The organism is Halosegnis sp., assembly GCF_042216475.1.
Lineage (GTDB): Archaea > Halobacteriota > Halobacteria > Halobacteriales > Haloarculaceae > Halosegnis.
On sequence record NZ_JBDGTV010000008.1, the window covers coordinates 77698 to 94217 of the forward strand.

Sequence of the window (16520 nt, forward strand, 5' to 3'; positions counted from 1 at the left end):
CCGCGGCGGGCACACTCCCCGCCGATGGAACTGGGGTCGGCCGACGCCTTCGATCGGATGGGCACCCTCGGCATTGAGGAGGAGTTCTATGTTGTCGACGCAGATGGCCGGCCGACCGCCGGCACGGACGAACTCGTCTACGAGTCCGAGCCGCCAGAACTGTTGGAGGGCCGGCTTGACCACGAATTATTCAAGTGCGTCATCGAAACGCAGACACCAATTTGTGAATCACTCGCCGAGGCAGAAGATCGGCTCAACGCCGTCCGCGAGGCGCTCGTCGATTATGCGGAGGCCCACGGCTTTGGCATCGCGGCGGCGGGACTCCACCCGCTGGCGAAGTGGCGCGAACTTGATCACGCTGAGAAACCCCGTTACCGCGCACAACTCGACCGTATCCAGTACCCGCAGCACCGCAATACCACCGCAGGACTCCACGTTCACGTCGGCGTGGACGACGCAGACAAGGCGACGTGGGTGGCCAACGAACTCCGGTGGTATCTCCCCATCATGCTCGCCCTGTCGGCAAACTCGCCGTACTGGAACGGCTTCGACACTGGGCTGGCATCCGCTCGCGCCAAAATATTCGAGAACCTCCCGAACACGGGCATCCCGACGGCATTCGACGACTTCGAGACGTTCGCACGGCTTGAGCAGACGATGGTGGAGACGGACAGTATCAACGACCGCGGCGAACTCTGGTACGACGTTCGTCCCCACTCCGGTCACGGGACCGTTGAGGTGCGGACGCCTGACGGCCAGTCCGATCCACAGCGGGTACTCGCCTTTGCCGAATACGTCCACGCGCTCGTAGAGGACCTCGCGGCCCGTTACGAGGACGGTGAGGCGGGCTATCGGCACCGTCGCGAACTGCTCGACGAGAACAAGTGGCGCGCGATACGGCACGGACAGAACGCGGAACTGCTCGGCCGCGAGTTCAATGAGACGGTGTCGCTGGGCGAACTCGTCGATCGGGAGACAGACCGGCTCGGCGTTACTGGTATCCGTGAGTTGTACGACTCCGAATCGGGCGCACAGCGCCAGCGGCGACTCCGCGAGACGGAGGGCGTCGATGCGCTCTGCGAATCACTGCTGCTGTAACCGCCGCGAGCGTTGGATTTTTGCCAATTACTCCGTTACGTCCTCGCCGAGAGGACACATGTCAGCGGACGACGGTGACGGGTCACGAGGGGGACCCGACGGAACAGATGAGGGGATAGATCAGCGTATCGTTGATTTACTCGCATGGGTGCTTGATACGGAAACACGCGCGCGCATCTACGTCTATCTTCGTACGAATGCGCCAGCAACGAGCGAGGAGGTCGCCGAAGGGACGGGCCTGTACCCGAGCACTGTCCGCGAGGCGCTGGCGGCGCTCACCGACGAGGGTATTGTCGGTCGCGAGAAGCGGGCCGCCGACGGGGCAGGCAACAACCCGTACGAGTATGAGGCTATCCCGCCGTCAGACCTCGTTGGAGAGGTGGTTGAAGAGGTACAGGCCGAGCTTAACACCGTGTTTAATCTCGATGACGTGCTCGGCGTCAGTCGGTCAGCCCGGCGCCGCCGGACCGAATCGGAGCCAGAAGAAGGACCCGTGTCCGTCTCAGTCTCCGATGACACCGCCGACTCGGGGCTGGGGACAGAGGCGGAGTAGCCGCTCCCGCGAGCGGAACCACTTTACCGGGCGGCGTCCTGACGGCGGATATGCAGGTCGCGCTCGGCGGGACGTTTGACCCGGTCCACGACGGCCACCGGGCGCTGTTCGCCCGTGCCTTCGAGCTGGGCGACGTGACTGTCGGCCTCACGAGTGACGAACTCGCGCCGAAGACTCGCTCGGAAGACCGGTACGTCCGCCCGTTTGCCGAGCGGAAACGCGATCTTGAGGGCGTCCTTACCGAGTTTGCCAATGACCACGGCCGCGAGTTCGAAGTCCGCAGGCTCGAGGAGCCGACGGGAATTGCGACGGAACCAGGGTTCGACGCGCTTGTTGTTTCACCCGAAACGGTGGAAGGGGGGCACCGTATCAACGACATCCGTGAGGAGCGGGGGCTCGACCCGCTCGACATTGAGGTAGTCGAGCATGTTCGCGCCGAAGACGGCGGCATCATCTCCTCGACGCGTATTGTTAACGGCGAGATAGACGTCCACGGCAACCGTACCCCCGACCGCGACGGACGGGCCCCCGAACGTGGGGAAATCTCCGAGTGAGGTCACCAAGAGGGCGGCTCGAGGCCCGCCTCGCGCATCAGCGCCTTCCAGCGTCCCTGGACGGATAGTCGAGATACGTCGAAGGCGTCGGCCACGTCCTGCTGCGAGCGGGCCTCGCCGGTGGCAAGTGAAGCGACGTAGACGGCCGCCGCGAGTGCCGGCTGCTTAGAACGGTCGGCCTCTGGCACCGTCGAGAGGAACAGGTCGGCTGCCCGTGTGCGCGTCTCGCTGGGCAGATTGAGCCGGTCTGCACCACCCTCAAGCGTGGCCAACCACTCCTCGTTCTCCACCTCGTCGCTCGCGCGGTACACACCAGTTCTACGGGACCTACATTATAGTCGTCACGGCCGCGGCCACGGCACGGGGTTTATCGCCTCCGCAACCGGACGGCCGGCCATGCGAGCGAAGGACATCCGCGACAAGGCGGATGGAGAATCAATAACGATGCTGACCGCGTACGACGCGCCGACGGCGAAGGTTGTCGACGAGGCGGGCATCGATATCATTCTGGTGGGCGACTCGCTGGGGAACACGCAACTGGGCTACGATTCGACGCTCCCAGTGACGGTCGACGAAATGGCAAGCCATACGGCCGCCGTCGCCCGGGCGACTGAGAACGCGCTCGTCCTAGCGGATATGCCGTTCCTCTCGTACGGTGCCGACCGTGGGGAGGCCATCGAGAACTGCGGCCGAATGCTGAAGGAGGCCAACGCCGACGGCGTGAAGCTCGAATCGGGACCACACACTGTCGAGCTGACCGAGCGGTTGGTCGCGTTAGGAATTCCTGTTCAGGCCCACCTTGGGCTGACGCCACAGCATGAAAACGAGACAGGCCTGTTCAGACAGGGGACCGACATGGAAGGCGCAGAGGAAATCCTCGAACTCGCGGAGGCTCACGAGGCAGCAGGCGCTTTTTCCCTAGTGCTTGAACATGTTCCGACAAACCTTGCGGCAGCGGTCAGCAAACGGCTTTCGATTCCTACTATCGGTATCGGTGCAGGCCCAGACTGCGACGGCCAGGTACTCGTCGTCGACGAGGTGATTGGCCGATCAACGGACACAGCGCCATTCTCGCGGTCTTGGGGCGATGTGCGAGGCGAGATGGAGCGGGCTGTCGCCGGCTACAAGGAGGATGTCGAATCAGGCGAATTCCCCGCAGAAGAGCACACCCATCATGAATCTGGGGTGGAAGATGTCTACTGACAACCGAGAAAGGTGGCGACCCGCTCGTTGAATGCCCTCGGCTGCTCGAGCATTGACAAGTGCCCGCAGTCGGCGAGTAGCGCCGTCTCGCAGTCCGGAAGCGCATCTCCAAGATATGTCGTGAATGCGGGCGGTGTCATCCCATCGTCCTCGCCGGTGAGTGCGAGCGTTGGTACGTCCACGGCGTCGAGTCGGTCACGCACGTCGAAGCTGTCGCAGGTGGCGAAGTCACGCCACGTCACCGAGGAGCCCGTCTCGCAGAGCGCCGCCAGCGCGCGGTCCGTTGGCGCACACTCTGGATCTGAAAAGAGCAGCCCCGGTTCAGCGAGCGACCCGATGGCCGCTTCGAAGTCTCTCTCAAGCAACGCGAGCAGGTCCTCACCGACGCCAAGTTTCGCCCCTGTCCCGCACAGTACCAGCCGCCCGGGTGTGAGATCGTCCTCAAGGACAGCCCACAGCGCGACAGCCCCGCCCATCGAGTTGCCGACCACCGCTCGCGCGTCCGTTTTGTCGGCGAGGGCACAAAGGTCAGCTGCATAGGCGTCAAGCGTCTCAGGACCAGGCGAGAGGGCCGCGTCGTCGCTCCCGCCGTGGCCAGTCAGGTCGACAGCGACGCCCGGACCAATCGGCGCCTGCTCAGTCCACAGGCGGCTGTCGCCACCGGCACCGTGGACGTACATCACCGGCTGGCCGTCACCGCCAAAGTGCCGATAGCAGACGGTCCGTCCCGCGTGCCTGAGCGTATGTGTCGTCACACTGGTGTTCGCCACCGGCGACTCTTGAAGCCGCCGACGGCCTCTTGGCCACGAACCACAAACAAACAGTAGTTGTCTTCTTTTATATTTGCCCCGCATTTGCGGCAAAGGTTTATATACTACTACGACTAACTTAGAGTTAGCATGAACGGATTCCAAGAGCAGTTTGGCCGCCGTGAAGATGTCGTCGCGACCCGATACGACGACGGGGATACGGTGACTTTTGTCGCCGACTTCGATGGGGACGCAGCCGTCGACGTGGTCGACGGCACTGCCATTGTCGTCGTTGGTGACGAGCAGTTCGAGTTCGATCTCCCTGCAGGGGACACCAACGCACGCGCGAACAACGGTATCGTGACCGTGGAGGTGCACGCATGAAGCTTGTCGTCAAGCCAATGAAGCAGAGCGAGGCCGGCCGTGGCCTCGCGGCTGTCGACCGGGAGGCCATGGAGGAGCTCAGCCTCGAGAACGGCGACTACGTTCTCATCGACGGCGGCGACGGGCGGGCGGTGGCTCGCGTCTGGCCCGGCTACCCCGAGGACACTGGCCAGGGCGTCGTTCGTATTGACGGCCAGCTTCGGTCGGAGGCTGGCGTCGGCATCGACGACCGCGTGAGCGTCGAGAAGGCGGACGTGAAGCCCGCCAAGTCAATCACCGTCGCCCTGCCCGCCAACCTTCGCATTCGCGGGAACATCGGTGGTCCCATTCGCGACAAGCTCTCCGGTCAGGCGGTCACCCGCGGCCAGCAGGTGCCCTTCTCCTTCGGCTTTGGCGCGTTCTCCTCGCGCGGCGGCCAAAAGATCCCCATGAAGATTGCGGAGACCGACCCTTCCGGGACGGTCGTCGTCACCGACTCGACGGAGGTAAGCGTCTCTGAACAGCCGGCCGAACAGATCGTCGGCGGTGAGTCTGGCCCCAGCGCGAGCGAGCCCACTACGCCGTCGGTTACCTACGAGGACATCGGTGGGCTCGATGAAGAACTCGAGCAGGTCCGTGAAATGATAGAGCTGCCGATGCGACACCCGGAGCTGTTCAAGCAGCTCGGCATCGAGCCGCCGAAGGGCGTCCTCTTGCACGGACCGCCGGGCACGGGCAAGACGCTCATCGCCAAGGCCGTCGCCAACGAGATAGACGCATACTTCACCGACATCTCCGGGCCGGAGATCATGTCGAAGTACTACGGCGAGAGCGAAGAGCAACTCCGCGAGGTGTTCGAGGAAGCCGAGGAGAACGAGCCGGCCATCGTCTTCATCGACGAGATCGACTCAATTGCCCCCAAGCGAGGCGAGACCAGTGGTGATGTTGAGCGGCGTGTCGTCGCGCAACTGCTGTCAATGATGGACGGGCTCGACGAGCGCGGCCAGGTGACCGTCATCGCAGCAACGAACCGCGTCGACGCAATCGACCCTGCGCTCCGTCGTGGAGGCCGGTTTGACCGTGAAATCGAAATCGGCATTCCAGACAAGAAGGGCCGCAAAGAGATTCTGCAGGTCCACACCCGCGGGATGCCGCTGGTCGATGGCATCGATCTTGACCGGTACGCCGACTCGACCCATGGCTTCGTCGGCGCCGACCTCGAGAGCCTGACGAAGGAGGCAGCGATGAACGCGCTTCGGCGCGTCCGCCCGCAACTCGACCTTGAGGCCGACGAAATCGACGCCGAAGTGCTCGACTCCATCGAGATTACTGAGGCAGACTTCAAAGACGCCATGAAGGGCATCACCCCCAGCGCAATGCGGGAGGTGTTCGTCGAGGTACCCGACGTGACCTGGGCTGACGTCGGTGGTCTTGAAGAGACCAAAGAGCGGCTCCGTGAGACTATCCAGTGGCCACTTGACTACCCTGAAGTGTTTGAGTCGATGGATCTTGAGGCGGCCAAGGGGGTACTCATGTACGGTCCGCCGGGGACGGGCAAGACGCTGCTGGCAAAAGCCGTCGCCAACGAGGCGGAGTCGAATTTCATCTCTATCAAAGGTCCCGAGCTGCTCAACAAGTACGTCGGCGAGTCCGAGAAGGGCGTCCGCGAGGTGTTCGAGAAGGCCCGCTCGAACGCTCCGACCGTCATCTTCTTCGACGAAATCGACGCCATTGCAGGCCAGCGCGGCCGCAACATGGGCGATTCGGGAGTTGGCGAGCGGGTCGTCTCCCAACTGCTGACCGAGCTGGACGGCCTCGAAGAACTCGAGGATGTGGTCGTGGTCGCAACGACAAATCGCCCGGACCTCATCGACTCGGCGCTCCTACGGCCCGGCCGGCTCGACCGCCACGTCCACGTCCCGGTGCCCGACGAAGAGGCGCGGCGCGCCATCTTCGGGGTCCACACGCGGAACAAGCCGCTGGCCGACGATGTCGATCTCGAGGCCCTTGCGGCCCGGACCGACGGCTACGTTGGCGCCGATATCGAGGCCGTCTGCCGAGAGGCGTCAATGGCTGCGACCCGCGAATTCATCAACAGTGTCGACCGCGAGGACGCCGACCGCTCGGTTGGCAATGTCCGCGTGACGATGGACCACTTCGAGCAGGCGCTTGAGGAAGTCGGCGCTAGCGTCGACGAGGAGATGCGCCGCAGCTACGAAGACCTCGATGAGGGCGATTTCGGCACCGACGAGCCGGACGAACCCGAGGTCTCCCGAACCTTCCAGTAAGCCAGTCCGGCGCCTTCGACTCCTTCTATAGCCGGTTCACGAACGACCAGCCTCTGGCAGCCGTTCGCAACGGTTTTGCCCGCCCCGCGTAGACGACCCGTATGCCGACGGAACCCGCCACGGAGTACGACCCATCGCTGGGTCGGAAGTTCGTCTTCGTCACCGGTGGCGTGATGTCAGGTTTAGGGAAGGGCATCACCGCCGCCTCGACCGGCCGATTGCTCGCCAACGCCGGCTTCGACGTCACCGCCGTCAAGATCGATCCCTACCTCAACGTCGACGCCGGGACCATGAACCCCTACCAGCATGGCGAGGTATATGTGCTGAATGACGGTGGCGAGGTGGACCTCGACCTCGGCAACTACGAGCGCTTCCTCGATATCGACATGACGTTCGACCATAACGTCACCACGGGGAAGACGTACAAGCACGTCATCGAGAAGGAACGGGCCGGCGACTACCTCGGTAAGACTGTCCAGATAATTCCACACATCACCGACGACATCAAACGACGTATCCGCGAGGCTGCGGAGGGCCATGACGTCTGTCTCGTCGAAGTCGGCGGCACCGTCGGCGACATCGAGGGGATGCCGTATCTTGAGGCGCTCCGGCAGTTCGCCCACGAGGAAGCCGACGACGACATCCTGTTCACCCACGTCACGCTCGTCCCCTACTCGAAAAACGGCGAACAAAAGACGAAGCCGACCCAACACTCTGTGAAGGAACTCCGTTCTATTGGCCTCCAGCCTGACATCCTTGTAGGGCGGTGTGAGGATCAGCTTGAGCCGCAGACGAAAGAAAAAATCGCGCTGTTTTGTGACGTCCCGACTGACGCCGTCTTCTCGAATCCAGATGTCGAGGACATCTACCATGTGCCGCTGATGGTCGAAGATGAGGGACTGGATCAGTACGTCATGGAGGAGTTGGGGATTGCCGACGAGGCGCTACCCTCATCCGACCGGAAGAACGGCTGGCGGAAGCTCGTCACCCAAGAGACGAGCGGTGAGGTATCTATCGCGCTGGCAGGTAAGTACGACCTCGAGGACGCATACCTGTCGGTTCACGAAGCGCTGAAACACGCCGGCCTTGAGGCGGGCGTCGACGTCGATGTGCTGTGGGTCGACGCCGAGCAGATGACCGAGGAGCACCGCAATCGGCTGGAGCGGGCCGACGGACTGGTCGTCCCAGGGGGCTTTGGGGCTCGCGGCACAGACGGGAAAATCGAGGCGGTTCGCTACGCCCGCGAGAGGGACATTCCGTTCCTCGGGCTGTGTCTAGGGTTCCAGATGGCCGTCATCGAATTTGCGCGCAACGTTTGCGGGCTCGAATACGCCGACTCGACAGAGTTCGAAGAAGAGACCCCTCACCCAGTCATTGCCATCCTCCCTGAACAGTACGAAGTGGAGGACATGGGCGGAACGATGCGACTCGGCGCTCACGAGACACAAATTCTTGAGGGAACGCTCGCACACGAGCTCTATGGGAGCGACTCCTGCACGGAACGACACCGCCACCGTTACGAGGTGAACCCCGAGTACATTGACCAGCTAGAGCGGGCGGGGATGACCTTCTCCGGGCGTGCAGATAACCGGATGGAGATACTTGAACTGGACGACCACCCGTACTTTATTGGGACGCAGTTCCACCCCGAATTCCGCTCCCGCCCCGGCCGCGCGTCGCCGCCGTTCGTCGGCCTGCTGGAGGCGGTGCTTGATCGGACGGCCGCCGGAGCCGAAGAGGAAGAAGAGGAGGTGAGTGCGTAATGGTTGACACGGAAGCGTTCATTCCTGAGGCGAAGGCAGAGATACGCGAGGCCGTCGGCGATGAGGAGGCTATTATAGCGCTGTCTGGTGGTGTCGACTCCTCAGTGGCCGCGGCACTCACCCACGAGGCCATTGGGGATCACCTGACCGCCGTGTATGTGGACACCGGCCTGATGCGGAAGGGTGAGACGGAGTCTATCCGTGAGACATTCTCCTTCATGGATGGTCTCCGGGTAGTTGACGCACGCGACCGCTTCCTCGATGCACTCGCGGGTGTCACTGACCCGGAAGAGAAGCGCCACGTTATCGGCGAACAGTTCATCCGAGAATTCGAGCGAGAGGCCCGCGAGGCTAACGCCCGGTACCTGGTCCAAGGAACCATATACCCCGACCGTATCGAATCAGAGGGGAATATCAAATCCCACCACAACGTTGGGGGCCTCCCCGACGCAGTCGACTTTGATGGTATCGTTGAGCCAGTGCGTGATCTCTACAAAGACGAGGTGCGCGAGGTAGCCCGGGCGCTTGATCTCCAGTCTGTCGTCTCCGAGCGGATGCCATTCCCAGGACCAGGGCTGGCGGTTCGGGTCGTTGGTGAAGTGACCCGCGAGAAGGTGGCCGTCGCGCGGGAGGCGTGCCACGTCGTTGAGGAGGAGACGGCCGACCACGACCCGTGGCAGGCGTTCGCGGCGGTCATTGGGAAGGCAACGGGAGTGAAGGGAGACAACCGGGTTCACGGCTGGGTCGTGTCCGTCCGGTCGGTGGAGAGTCGCGACGGGATGACTGCCCGCGCCCAACAGTTGGACTGGGAGACACTCCAGCGCATTCAGTCGCGTATCACCGGCACACTCGACAATGTTTCGCGTGTCGTCTACGACGTGACTCACAAGCCACCCGCTACCATCGAGTACGAGTAGCCGCCCGCAGCAACGCTTTTACGCGCCCCCGGGAACGGTCGGGTATGACGCGCGCAGTAATCGCGGGGAGCGACGCCGAGAATCTCGGTGACGCGCTAACTGCAGAGGGGGTCGACGTCGTGCGGGCCCGAGGAACGGCTAACCGCACCGCGCTGGAGGAAGCGGGGATTCTCGAGGCAGACGTGCTCGTGGTTACGGAGGCAGGGTTAGCAACATCGATTCCGGTCGCGAAAGACCTCAACCCCGACGTGCGCGTAGTTGTCTACACCCACGAGTCGCTGCCGGAGTTCGCCAAGGGGCAGGCCGGCCACATCCTTGACCCCGGCCTGCTCGATCCTGGCTTCGTCGCCGAGGAGGTAGCGGGCGCGGCTTAGCGGGGTCGGACCGCCGGTTCACAGCAGTCCGCCAGCAGCGCCGACAGCAAGCGCTCACCCGCCCTGACCTCGTGGTAACCGGTCATAAACTGCTCGGCCAGCGACAGTGCTGCCGCCCGGTCTGACAGTCCAGTCCGGATAGGCTCGCTCGCTACAAAGTTTGTTTTCCCGCCACGGACCAGCCCAACCCGCCATCGATTGTCGCTGTCGGCAGCAGTCGTCTCGGGGAGAACATGGACGGCTACTGGGTCTTCATCGTGCTCGAATAGCGTCGGCTCGCGTGGATCATACTTCACGACGATTGCCGGCGGCCGCTCTACCTCGCGCCAGCCGGTCGGCGCCGGGTGACTCCGCGCACGGCTCACATAGCTAGTTACGCCGCAAACAGCAAAAGTCGCGTCCCGAACGCTGGCGGCCCAATCGAGCCAGACGGGGGTCGAATTTGGGTCGAAGTTGCCAAATCGCCTTTTCCGACCCCCGGCGTGGGACACGACGAGTCATGCGCGAGTACGACAGGCGGACGTTGTTGCAGGGTATCGGAACCGTTGGCATCGCGAGCGTCGTCGGCATCGGTACGGTCACAGCAGATGACGGCGACGAGGCAGGCGGCGACGCCAAACTACGTGTCGCCCACGCCGTCCCCGATGCTCCGACGGTAGACGTGCTCGTAGATGGTAGCGTCGTCGTGTCGGGTGCTGAATTCCGCGACGTCACCGGCTACCTCGAGCTCGCCGCTGGCGAGTATGATGTCGCAATTAACGCCGCCGGCACGGATAACACCGTAGCGTCGGCGACCGTCGAACTGGACGCCGAGGATTACACCGCAGCTGCGACGGGGAACCTGAATCCGGAGGGCAACGAGGCGGCAATCGGTCTTGATCTCTTCGAGGACAAACTCGGTGTCATCGACGATGGGCGGGGCCGCGTCCGGGCGTACCACCTCTCGCCAGACGCGCCCGCTGTCGACGTAGCCGTCGCCGACGACAATGACGAGCCGGCTGTTTTCCTCGCGGAAGGAATCGAATTTGGCGAGGCCGGGCCGAACGTCGACGTCGGGGCAAGTACCTACCCGGTCGCTGTCTATCCTGCTGGCAGCAGCGACCCCGTCTTCGGCCCTGTGGATGTGACAGTGAAGGAGGGGCAGGTCCTGTCCGCGCTCGCGGAATGGGAGCTGAGCCCCGAGGACGGGGACGGCGACGATGCCGCGTTCGCGCCCGTGCTCGCCTATGAGGAGGCGGCTCCGTTCGCCGGCGGACGCGGCGACAACGAGGACGAGGAGGACGAGGAGGACGAGGAGAACGACGAGTAGGAGGCTGAGCCGCTACCCCGCTTGTTGTCCTCCGCTCGGGGCCGGCGTACTTACCTTCCCCCGGGGCGTGCCCACAGTCGATGGAAGTGGTGCTCTGGCAGGTGCTCGCGGGGACGCGAGGCGGCCCCAATCGCGCGCGAATTCTCCGCGCGTTCGAAGAGCGGCCTCGCAACGCGAACCAGTTGTCAGAGGATCTCGATTTGAGCTACAAGACAGTGCGTCACCACTTGGACGTGCTCAAAGACAACGATGTCGTCACCTCGAGTGGCGAGGATTACGGTGAGGTGTACCTTCCCTCGGAGCGCGTGCGGGCGACGTTGGACACCGTCGAGCAAATCGTGACCCAACTAGACGGGGTGGAGACGTCGTGAGCCACCTTGTGTGGGGTTCGGACAGCTATTTATCCGGGCCACCCGGAGTGGTGAGTGGATGAGTCTGCAGGTCGATGTTGCGCGGGCGTCGGCGCTCCTAAACATGGGGTTGCTGCTGGCGCTGGCGCTCGTGTGGGGCCGCAACTACCTGCAGATACGCTCGAAGCAGACACTCGGCACACTCGTGTTCTCAGTGGTTCTCTTCGGTGAGAACGCACTCGCACTCTACTACTACGTGGTGACGGCTGCCGCCGTCCCCGCGCCGGCGATGCAGGCGATGATGATACTGTCGCTGCTAGAGACGGTCGCGCTCGCCTTCCTCGTCTACGTCACCTATGACTGAGCCGCGGCCGCAGCCTCGGCCAATCGGACGGCACCATCGCGTACGAACGGCGTCCCGTGACCCATCCCGACGGCCTCAACCGGTGCCACCTTGTCGGCAAACGCCGACAGCGAGTCGACAACCCGGTCGGCGTCGTAGCTGAGATACCACGGCGACGGCCGGAGCTGGCCACCCGACTCTACGACCAAGTCGCCGACGAACGCGACCGACAGCCGCTTGCTGACGTACGCGACGTGACCGGGGGTGTGGCCTGGGGTCCGGTAGACGCGGAAGGAACCAACTTTGTCGCCATCTCCCAAACCGACCACCTCGGCGTCTGGTCTGTCCACGAGCGGGCCGACGAGCCGCTGGAGGGCGCCCTTCAGGTTGCCCGCCGGCGGCTTCTCGTCCCCGATAAGGAATCCCTGGTCGCTCGCGCCGATGTAGTGAGGCCCGTCCACGGCGATGCCAGCCAGTCCCCCAACGTGGTCGAGGTCGTAGTGAGTCATCAAGACCCGCTCAACGGCAGCGGGTTCGAAGCCAGCCGCAGCCACTCCATCTCGGAGCCGGTCAACGCTCCAGGGCGTGCCCGCATCCACGAGCGTGATCGTTCCGCTGTCTGCGGGGTCCTCGGCCAGATAGGCGTTGACGCCGCCGCAGTCCAACTGCCAAACTCCGGAACGGAGCCGCGTGGCGTCGTTGCGGCGCCGTCGGCTGAGATGGGTCACACCGGTAGGCGGCCTCGTATAAAGCCGCCCAGCGCGCGCGTCTTCGATGGCCGCCGGACGGCGTCCATCTCTTCATCGGTCAGCTCGAAGTCGAACACCGCGAGGTTCGCCGCGAGGTGCTCGCGGGTTGTCGCCTTCGGCACGGTCGCGACTCCCTGTTGAACGAGCCACCGGAGCGCGACCTGTGCCGCCGACTTGTTGTACCGCCCGCCAATCTCCGCTAGGAGGTCATCTTCGAGAGCAGCCCCATGGGCAAGCGGCGAGTAGGCGGTCAGGAGTACGTCGTGGATAGCACAATAATCAAGCAGTTCTCCCTGCGGCCAGTAGGGATTGTACTGTACCTGGTCAGTGAAGATAGGTGCCTCCGAGAGGGACCGCGCGCGGTCGAGCCGGTCAATTCCGAAATTTGAGACACCGATGTGCCGAACCTTCCCCCGATCGACGAGTTCGTTCATCGCGTCGAGCGTCTCGCCAAGTGGCGTCCGCTGTGCTGGGTTGTGAATCAGGAGCAGGTCGATGTACGATGTATCGAGTCTCGCCAGCGATTCCTCGGTCGTCCGGATTACGGTTTCGTGGCTCCGGTTGCCCACATTAAGCTTCGTTGTCAAGAAAATGTCCTCGCGGGCGACGTCACTGTCGCGGATGGCATCGCCGACCCGCCGTTCGTTTCCGTACGCCTGTGCAGTGTCGATGTGTTGATAACCCAACTCCAGAGCCGTCGACACGGCTTCGTAACAGTCGTCGCCGGTGAGCCGCCAAGTACCCAGCCCGAGCGCGGGTACCTCGGTTCCTCGGACGGTAACGTGTCCTTGAGTCATACCCGAAGAGACGGGAGCCGAGAGGAAATGCGTGCCGGGCGTCACTCGACGCGTAGCCGATAGCCCGACGGGAGATCGTACACCCGCCGACAGCAGTCCTCAATGAAGTCGGCGAGGTGTTTCGGGTCGGCGACGGCAGCAACGTACACAGACCCGTCGCTCTTGCGCGTCTCTGGCTGACGGATCTTGAATACGGGGTACTCCTCGAGCAGCGCCTCCAGCTGCTCGCGCTCAGCGTCTTCTAGATGGAACTCAAGCACCCGATCGCTGTAGCGGAGCGTCCGCTCACACCCGGCCGCATCCCTGGCTGCGTGGAGGACAAGTTCATCGCGCTGGCCGCGGTGGGCCATCACGCGCCGGACAAGCAGCGTCCGTCGGCTCTGTGGGTCAGCCGCGGCATCGCTCATACCCCGGATGGGCGCGGGAGGGTCGTAAGCCTCACCATCGCTGGGCGAGTTCGGCCCGTTTCTTCAAACCTTTAGGCCCACACCGAGAAGCGAGGCGCATGAGTTCACCACACGTGCTGCTGTTGGGCGCGCCGGGCGCCGGCAAAGGAACACAGAGCGCGCGCATCGCCGACCGGTTCGGCGTCGACCACATCACGACCGGCGACGCCCTCCGGAACAACAAGGAAATGGATATCTCCGGGCTGAACCTCGAGTACGATACGCCCGGTGGCTTCATGGACGCCGGCGAACTCGTCCCCGACGAAGTCGTCAACGAAATTGTCGTCGCGGCTCTCGAACAGGCAGACGGCTTCGTGCTTGACGGCTACCCGCGCAACATCGAACAGGCAGAGTTTCTCGACGCCCGCACTGATCTCAACGCCGTGGTGCGGCTAACCGTGAGCGAGGCCGAACTCATCGACCGGCTCACCGGCCGGCGGGTTTGCCCCGACTGCGGCGCAAACTACCACGTCGAGTTCGATCAGCCAGAGGAGGCAGGTGTCTGTGATGAGTGTGGCGCAAGCCTCGAACAGCGCGAGGACGACACCGAGGAGACTGTGCGCGAGCGACTCCGTGTGTTCGCAGAGAATACCGAGCCCGTCATTGACCACTATCAAGGGACAGACGCCTATGTCGAAGTCGACGGTGAATCTCCCCCCGACGAAGTGTTCGAAGAAGTCGAGGCCGCCATTGAGGCTAAGCTGTAACACCCGGCACGTTCTTTTGACGGGCGCTCCAGCCGAGCGCATGGACCTCGAGGCGGGTCATGTGGAGACAGCAGAGCGTACCTTCACCCCCGAGGATGTACGCACGTTCACAGAGGTGAGCGGCGACCGCGGCGACCACCACCTCGAGACGGACGAGGAGGGGCGACTCCTCGTCCACGGGCTGTTAACGGCGACACTCGCCACCGAAATCGGCGGCCGATTCACTGTCCTCGCGCGGACGATGGAATACAGCTTCCGCCAGCCAGTGTACACAGGGGAACGTATCCGGTGTGTGGCGGAGTTTACGCAGGTTGATCAGCGAGAGGACGGGCGCACGGAGGTTGCGGCGGACCTCCGGTTCCACCGAATCGACAACGAGACGCCGACGCTCGTGGCAACGGGCAGCTGGGACGGCGTAATCGAGTGACACAAGAGTGAAGCCCTCTGACTGGTTACGAAGACTAAATGGTACGAACCGAAGGGAAGGTAGAGGAACTCGTGCGTGAGGACGCCTCGATGGAGTCGGCGCTGGAGTTCCTCCTTGAGCAGGACAGGCCTATCACCTGGGGTGAGGCCTCTGGCGAGCTGACGAGTGGCCAGTGGGGCCGGCTTATCGAGAAAGGCGTGCTTACGGACGCCGGCGAGGGGTTCGAACTCGCCGACCCGGAGGGGGTTCGCGAGGCGCTCGCCGAGGATGAGAATAGTCACGACGACATCGATGGCGACTCCTCGTGGTCGAAATACGACAAGCTGGCGGCCCTCGGCGCGGTCGGACTGTTCGCTGGCTACTCCATCTCGTCAGTGCGCAATGCCATTGGCAGCACCATCGACCTCTTCCTTGGCCCCATCAACGGTGCGCTTCCCTTCTACGCGGTTATCCTAGTGCTGGCCGTGCTGACTGGACTGTATACCTCGCTGCTCCAGGCAAACCTGATGGATACCGACAAGATGGCTCAGTATCAGGAGCGGATGAAGGAGATGAAGGAGCGCCGTCAGAAGGCCAAAGAGCAAGGCGACGACGAGGCGCTCGACCAGATTCAGGAAGAGCAGATGGAGGCGATGGGCGATAATCTCGGCATGTTCAAGGAGCAGTTCCGCCCGATGGTGTGGATCATGCTCCTCACCATCCCCGTATTCCTGTGGATGTACTGGATGATTCTCACGCAGGGTGTCGGCTCCCAGACGGTGACGATGCCACTCATCGGCGAGGTATCCTGGCGGCAGGGCGTACTCGGGCCACTCCAGGCGTGGATTCTCTGGTACTTTGTCTGCTCAATGGGATTCAGCCAGCTCATCCGCAAGTCGCTGAACCTCCAGACGACGCCGACCTAACGGCCTCCGGAAGGAAACCCCTTTGAATCCGTCCACCGGAGTGTAGACATGCTGATTACCATCTCGGGACCCGCCGGGAGCGGCAAGTCGACCGCCGCCGCCGAGTTGGCCGAGCGGCTCGGGTATGACCACGTCTCTGGGGGAGACATCTTCCGCAACCTCGCCGCTGAACGCGATCTCACTGCCCTTGAGCTAAACAAGCTGGCCGAGGAGGACGACCAAATCGACCGCGACCTCGACCGCCGGCTTCGCGAGGTGGCCCGCACCGAGGAAGACATCGTATTAGAGTCGCGGCTAGCCGGCTGGATGGCTGGCGAGCACGCCGACTTCCGCGTTTGGCTCGACGCTCCACTCGGCGTCCGGGCCGACCGCATCGCCGACCGCGAGGGGAAAGATGCCGACCTTGCGCGCACAGAGACAGAGGCCCGGGCCGACAGCGAGGCCAAGCGGTACCGATCCTACTACGGCATCGATATCGACGACCTCTCCATCTACGACCTGGTCCTGAACACGGCGCGGCTCGACCCCGACGGCGTCGTCGACGCCATCGAGACAGTCGTGCGGGCGTATAACCCCGCGGGCGACGAAGGGAAGACCCCAGTCACCGTAGACTACGAGTTCTGAG

22 protein-coding genes are annotated in these 16520 nt (G+C 63.4%); 16 read left to right on the forward strand and 6 right to left on the reverse strand.

The features are described from left to right. Positions 1-24 precede the first annotated feature (24 nt). The 3 genes from ABEJ63_RS04625 to ABEJ63_RS04635 are packed head-to-tail and all read left to right on the forward strand — an operon-like array spanning position 25 to position 2205. Positions 25-1098: a glutamate--cysteine ligase gene (locus ABEJ63_RS04625; protein ID WP_375795181.1), complete on the forward strand. Its 1074-nt coding sequence runs from the start codon at positions 25-27 to the stop codon at positions 1096-1098. A 58-nt stretch (positions 1099-1156) separates the two neighbouring features. After that, complete coding sequence (locus ABEJ63_RS04630; RefSeq protein WP_375795182.1) at positions 1157-1651, forward strand: helix-turn-helix domain-containing protein; 495 nt, start codon at positions 1157-1159, stop codon at positions 1649-1651. A 50-nt stretch (positions 1652-1701) separates the two neighbouring features. Further along, entirely contained in the window at positions 1702-2205 is a 504-nt protein-coding gene (locus tag ABEJ63_RS04635; RefSeq protein WP_375795183.1) for a phosphopantetheine adenylyltransferase, read from the forward strand. Positions 2206-2207: 2 nt separating this feature from the next. Here ABEJ63_RS04635 and ABEJ63_RS04640 read toward each other — a convergent pair whose 3' ends face one another. Further along, positions 2208-2516, reverse strand: coding sequence for a transcription initiation factor IIB family protein (locus ABEJ63_RS04640; RefSeq protein WP_375795184.1), 309 nt, complete (start codon positions 2514-2516; stop codon positions 2208-2210). A gap of 85 nt (positions 2517-2601) precedes the next feature. Between ABEJ63_RS04640 and panB the strand changes: the two genes are divergently transcribed. Beyond that, positions 2602-3408 (forward strand): 3-methyl-2-oxobutanoate hydroxymethyltransferase, encoded by an 807-nt coding sequence (panB, locus tag ABEJ63_RS04645; protein ID WP_375795185.1) that lies wholly within the window; start codon positions 2602-2604, stop codon positions 3406-3408. On the opposite strand, the gene ABEJ63_RS04650 is transcribed toward panB, so the two are convergent. Beyond that, positions 3402-4163, reverse strand: a complete 762-nt coding sequence (locus tag ABEJ63_RS04650; RefSeq protein ID WP_375795186.1) for an alpha/beta fold hydrolase — start codon at positions 4161-4163, stop codon at positions 3402-3404. The two genes, panB and ABEJ63_RS04650, sit on opposite strands and share 7 nt — an antisense overlap. Before the next feature lie 144 nt (positions 4164-4307). On the opposite strand from ABEJ63_RS04650, the gene ABEJ63_RS04655 reads away from it, so the two are divergent. The 5 genes from ABEJ63_RS04655 to ABEJ63_RS04675 all read left to right on the forward strand — a co-directional run bounded on the left by ABEJ63_RS04655 (position 4308) and on the right by ABEJ63_RS04675 (position 9862). Then, positions 4308-4541: a hypothetical protein gene (locus ABEJ63_RS04655; RefSeq protein WP_375795187.1), complete on the forward strand. Its 234-nt coding sequence runs from the start codon at positions 4308-4310 to the stop codon at positions 4539-4541. Further along, entirely contained in the window at positions 4538-6808 is a 2271-nt protein-coding gene (locus ABEJ63_RS04660) for a CDC48 family AAA ATPase (protein ID WP_375795188.1), read from the forward strand. The genes ABEJ63_RS04655 and ABEJ63_RS04660 overlap by 4 nt, the downstream gene beginning before the upstream one ends. A gap of 101 nt (positions 6809-6909) precedes the next feature. Continuing rightward, a complete protein-coding gene (gene pyrG / locus ABEJ63_RS04665; protein WP_375795189.1) occupies positions 6910-8571 on the forward strand; it encodes a glutamine hydrolyzing CTP synthase in 1662 nt (553 codons plus the stop codon). Next, positions 8571-9488, forward strand: coding sequence for a glutamine-hydrolyzing GMP synthase (gene guaA, locus ABEJ63_RS04670; protein ID WP_375795190.1), 918 nt, complete (start codon positions 8571-8573; stop codon positions 9486-9488). Before pyrG ends, guaA begins: the two co-directional genes overlap by 1 nt. A gap of 44 nt (positions 9489-9532) precedes the next feature. Then, a complete protein-coding gene (locus ABEJ63_RS04675; protein ID WP_375795191.1) occupies positions 9533-9862 on the forward strand; it encodes a CTP synthetase in 330 nt (109 codons plus the stop codon). On the opposite strand, the gene ABEJ63_RS04680 is transcribed toward ABEJ63_RS04675, so the two are convergent. Beyond that, positions 9859-10227, reverse strand: a complete 369-nt coding sequence (locus ABEJ63_RS04680; protein ID WP_375795192.1) for a hypothetical protein — start codon at positions 10225-10227, stop codon at positions 9859-9861. The two genes, ABEJ63_RS04675 and ABEJ63_RS04680, sit on opposite strands and share 4 nt — an antisense overlap. A 134-nt stretch (positions 10228-10361) precedes the next feature. Here ABEJ63_RS04680 and ABEJ63_RS04685 point away from each other — a divergent pair, with 134 nt between their 5' ends. From ABEJ63_RS04685 to ABEJ63_RS04695, 3 genes are all read left to right on the forward strand, one after another. Next, complete coding sequence (locus ABEJ63_RS04685; RefSeq protein ID WP_375795193.1) at positions 10362-11171, forward strand: DUF4397 domain-containing protein; 810 nt, start codon at positions 10362-10364, stop codon at positions 11169-11171. Between the two features lie 80 nt (positions 11172-11251). Then, a complete protein-coding gene (locus ABEJ63_RS04690; protein ID WP_375795194.1) occupies positions 11252-11542 on the forward strand; it encodes an ArsR/SmtB family transcription factor in 291 nt (96 codons plus the stop codon). Between the two features lie 58 nt (positions 11543-11600). Continuing rightward, positions 11601-11885 (forward strand): hypothetical protein, encoded by a 285-nt coding sequence (locus tag ABEJ63_RS04695; protein ID WP_375795195.1) that lies wholly within the window; start codon positions 11601-11603, stop codon positions 11883-11885. Here ABEJ63_RS04695 and ABEJ63_RS04700 read toward each other — a convergent pair. Genes ABEJ63_RS04700 through ABEJ63_RS04710 form a run of 3 tightly spaced genes read right to left on the reverse strand, consistent with a single transcriptional unit; the run spans position 11876 to position 13817 of the window. Next, complete coding sequence (locus ABEJ63_RS04700) at positions 11876-12592, reverse strand: MBL fold metallo-hydrolase (protein ID WP_375795196.1); 717 nt, start codon at positions 12590-12592, stop codon at positions 11876-11878. The genes ABEJ63_RS04695 and ABEJ63_RS04700 overlap by 10 nt on opposite strands. After that, the gene (locus ABEJ63_RS04705) at positions 12589-13410 is read right to left on the reverse strand and encodes an aldo/keto reductase (protein WP_375795197.1); all 822 of its coding nucleotides are present in this window, start codon (positions 13408-13410) and stop codon (positions 12589-12591) included. The genes ABEJ63_RS04700 and ABEJ63_RS04705 overlap by 4 nt, the downstream gene beginning before the upstream one ends. A gap of 41 nt (positions 13411-13451) precedes the next feature. Next, complete coding sequence (locus ABEJ63_RS04710) at positions 13452-13817, reverse strand: hypothetical protein (protein ID WP_375795198.1); 366 nt, start codon at positions 13815-13817, stop codon at positions 13452-13454. Positions 13818-13915: 98 nt separating this feature from the next. Here ABEJ63_RS04710 and ABEJ63_RS04715 point away from each other — a divergent pair, with 98 nt between their 5' ends. Genes ABEJ63_RS04715 through cmk form a run of 4 tightly spaced genes read left to right on the forward strand, consistent with a single transcriptional unit; the run spans position 13916 to position 16519 of the window. Then, positions 13916-14563 carry an adenylate kinase gene (locus tag ABEJ63_RS04715; protein ID WP_375795199.1) on the forward strand — a complete coding sequence of 216 codons (648 nt, stop codon included), beginning with the start codon at positions 13916-13918 and terminating at the stop codon, positions 14561-14563. Between the two features lie 40 nt (positions 14564-14603). Beyond that, complete coding sequence (locus ABEJ63_RS04720; RefSeq protein WP_375795200.1) at positions 14604-14990, forward strand: dehydratase; 387 nt, start codon at positions 14604-14606, stop codon at positions 14988-14990. Between the two features lie 38 nt (positions 14991-15028). Next, positions 15029-15895: a DUF106 domain-containing protein gene (locus ABEJ63_RS04725; protein ID WP_375795201.1), complete on the forward strand. Its 867-nt coding sequence runs from the start codon at positions 15029-15031 to the stop codon at positions 15893-15895. A 48-nt stretch (positions 15896-15943) separates the two neighbouring features. Then, positions 15944-16519, forward strand: coding sequence for a (d)CMP kinase (cmk, locus tag ABEJ63_RS04730; RefSeq protein WP_375795202.1), 576 nt, complete (start codon positions 15944-15946; stop codon positions 16517-16519). The last annotated feature ends 1 nt before the right edge of the window (position 16520 follow it).